This is a genomic window from Pseudomonas sp. IT-P294 (genome assembly GCF_949767865.1).
GTDB lineage: Bacteria > Pseudomonadota > Gammaproteobacteria > Pseudomonadales > Pseudomonadaceae > Aquipseudomonas.
The window spans coordinates 1-3,364 of the sequence record NZ_CATKQW010000024.1 but is presented as its reverse complement, the minus strand read 5'-3'; the positions used below and the strand labels follow the sequence as shown (position 1 = coordinate 3,364).

The window sequence follows — 3,364 nt, the reverse complement described above, 5'->3', positions numbered from 1 at the left end:
TACGTCAGGGGCGCAAGCGCTTGGTTACTTGGCGCTCTTCCAAGTGACCCGCCGTCAGGGCGGAACCAATAGCCGCCGTTACCCAAAAATGGATATTTACCCCCCCCTTAAGTGAACCGCATCACGGCAAAACCTGGCTTTCTCACGTCAACGCATCCCAGCCAACACGCAGGCCACGGTGCGCTTACTTGAGCGGTTTACCGCGAGCAGTCGTTCGCGAGGTATTGAGCGCAACAGCAGCAACAATCAACGCTTTCAACGCCCCCTCATCAATCGGCTCACCTTCATGGATATCGATAGCCCGCCGGGTATTCCCTTCAAGGCTTGAATTGAACAGCCCCGCAGGGTCTTCAAGCGAGGCCCCCTTGGCAAAGGTCATTTTCACAACCTGCTTATACGTCTCGCCGGTACAGAGAATCCCGGCATGAGACCACACCGGAACGCCCCGCCACTTCCACTCCTCGACAACATCAGGGTCGGCCTGGTGGATGAGCGCACGGACACGAGCCAGCGTCTCACCCCGCCAGTCATTCAACTCGCTGATCCTTGCGTCTATCAACCGAGAGGCAGAATCGCCCCCTTCTCCTGCCGTTGCGACCATTGCGTCCTTCTTCATGTGAATGCCACCTCCTTGAGGAAGATTTTTGCCCGATTGAGAATAGTCGCCACACGCCCCCGGTTTGAGAAATGCTGACTGACGGCATCCCTGCACGCCAAATCATCACACCGATTCCCTCCGCGCCCGCCTTGGTGCTAAATAGAGCGCTCAGGTTTAAGCCCAGACCCTGTCGCGTAATGCAGTGCAACGAGAACTGATATGAACACCCATTTTGAGAGAAGCGATGCCCTTGAGCCCAAGACCCGGCGCGAGGCAAACATCGACCACAACGCCCTTCAGCCAGCGGTGGTAGCAGCATGATCGAGGTCACCGAGGTTTCCATTGCCGAACTGCGTGCGGCGCTCGAATCCGGCCAGACCACGGCCGTTGAACTGGTCCAGGCCTATCTCGCCAGGATCGACGCCTACGACGCCGCCGAAACGCCCACCGCTCTCAACGCGGTGGTGGTTCGAAACCCCGACGCACTCAAGGAAGCCCAAACCAGCGATGACCGTCGAGCCAAAGGCAAGACGCTCGGTCCGCTGGATGGCATTCCCTATACAGCCAAGGACAGTTATCTGGTGAAGGGGCTCACTGCCGCCTCCGGAAGTCCTGCGTTCAAAGACCTGATTGCCTACCGCGATGCGTTCACCATCGAACGGCTTCGTGCTGCCGGGGCGATTTGCCTGGGCAAGACCAATATGCCGCCGATGGCCAATGGCGGCATGCAACGCGGCGTCTACGGCCGCGCCGAGAGCCCGTACAACGCTGACTATCTGACGGCGCCGTTTGCGTCGGGCTCATCGAACGGTGCCGGCACCGCGACCGCCGCCAGTTTCGCCGCATTCGGCCTGGCCGAAGAAACCTGGTCGAGCGGACGCGGTCCGGCATCGAACAACGGTCTGTGTGCCTACACGCCGTCGCGCGGGGTGATCTCGGTGCGCGGCAATTGGCCGCTGACCCCGACGATGGACGTGGTCGTGCCGTACGCCCGAACCATGGCCGACCTGTTGGAAGTGCTCGACGTGGTGGTGGCGGATGACCCCGACACCCGTGGCGATCTGTGGCGGATGCAACCCTGGGTACCGATCCCGAGTGTCGCCTCGGTGCGCCCCGCCTCCTATGCCGAACTGGCCGCGACCTCCGATGCACTCGCCGGCAAGCGCTTCGGCGTTCCGCGCATGTACATCAACAAGGATCCGGATGCAGGCACCAGCGAATCGCCTGGCATCGGTGGCCCGACGGGGCAGAAAATCCACACCCGCCAGAGCGTGATCGACCTGTGGGAGCAAGCGCGCAAGGCCCTCGAAGCCGCAGGCGCCGAAGTGATTGAAGTCGATTTCCCGCTGGTCTCCAACTGCGAGGGCGATCGTCCTGGGGCGCCGACCGTATTCACCCGTGGCCTGGTGTCCAAAGAGTTTCTGCATCATGAGCTTTGGGACCTGTCGGCCTGGGCGTTCGATGATTTCCTGCGGGCCAACGGCGATCCCAAGCTCAACCGCTTGGCCGATGTCGACGGGCCGCTGATTTTCCCGCACGACCCGGGCACTTTGCCCAACCGTGAAGACGACCTGGCGGCGGGCATGGACGAATACGTGAAGATGGCCCAACGCGGTATCACCCCGTGGGACCAGATCAGCACCGTGCCGGACGGACTTCGCGGACTTGAAGAAACGCGGCGCATCGACCTTGAAGACTGGATGGATCGGTTGAAGCTCGATGCGGTGCTGTTCCCGACGGTGGCTGATGTCGGGCCAGCGAATGCCGATGTCGATCCGCAGTCTGCCGATATCGCCTGGAGCAACGGCGTGTGGGTCGCCAACGGCAACCTCGCCATCCGTCACCTGGGCGTGCCCACGGTCACGGTGCCGATGGGCGTGATGCCGGACATCGGCATGCCAGTCGGGCTGACCTTTGCCGGTCGGGCCTATGACGATTCGACGCTGCTGCGCTTTGCCTCGGCGTTCGAGTCGACGGGTAACCTGCGAATGATCCCGCCGCGCACCCCGCCATTGCCGCGCAACAATCCGTAAAACGGCCGTGACTGGGGCCGCACAGGCCCCAGTCACGTCGCGCAGCCTCCCGGATCGACCCATCGCAGCCAGCGCGACCTGAAGATAAAAAACAATACGATTCAAACACCTGAACATGCCGCACAAACACTTTGAATTTTTTTTGACGCGCTCACTCCTTTGTCTATGAGCATAAGGAGCGCCTCATGAACCGCACTGACCTTTTCATCATCGAATACACGCTCCATGGAGAGCCGAAGTCCTTCATCATCCGCGCGAAAGAAATGAGCAACGCGCACGCATGGCACTGGGCAAGCTGTGATGCCGGATTGGCGCCCATCCCGAAACCCGGAAAACCGCCACTCAAGGTCGTCTCCAAACCCCAAGCTGAACGGTACGGCGTCACCGACGTGAAATGGCGCGCGTCGGCGACGCTGGACTGGACAGAGGCTTCAACGCCTTGAGCAAATGCTTAGCCTAATGTGGGAGCGAGCCTGCTCGCGATGGGGCCGGACCAGTCGCCAATGATGTTGAATGTACTGCCGCCATCGCGAGCAAGCTCGCTCCCACAAGTCCACGGATTCGCAAAGTCTTGCGTCAGCGCTGAGCCTGCTTCTGCACTTGATCTGGCTGTTGCACTTGATCTGGCTGTTGATCTGGCTGTTGATCTGGCTTTTGATCTTGACCTGCCCCATCGGAAGGCCGAACGCAGGTTCTGCGCAGTGGGCAACCCGGCATGGATGCCGGGTTAGCC

3 protein-coding genes are annotated in these 3,364 nt (G+C 60.9%); 2 read left to right on the top strand and 1 reads right to left on the bottom strand.

Annotated elements, in window-relative coordinates; translation table 11 throughout:
• Nucleotides 1-184: 184 nt before the first annotated feature.
• The gene (locus ACM6I0_RS18930; RefSeq protein WP_414923004.1) at nucleotides 185-616 is read right to left on the bottom strand and encodes a DUF1801 domain-containing protein; all 432 of its coding nucleotides are present in this window, start codon (nucleotides 614-616) and stop codon (nucleotides 185-187) included.
• Nucleotides 617-915: 299 nt separating this feature from the next.
• On the opposite strand from ACM6I0_RS18930, the gene ACM6I0_RS18925 reads away from it, so the two are divergent.
• Complete coding sequence (locus ACM6I0_RS18925) at nucleotides 916-2,631, top strand: amidase (protein ID WP_414923003.1); 1,716 nt, start codon at nucleotides 916-918, stop codon at nucleotides 2,629-2,631.
• A 185-nt stretch (nucleotides 2,632-2,816) separates the two neighbouring features.
• On the top strand, nucleotides 2,817-3,074 hold the full coding sequence (locus ACM6I0_RS18920; RefSeq protein ID WP_285429392.1) for a DUF6555 family protein: 258 nt from the start codon (nucleotides 2,817-2,819) through the stop codon (nucleotides 3,072-3,074).
• The last annotated feature ends 290 nt before the right edge of the window (nucleotides 3,075-3,364 follow it).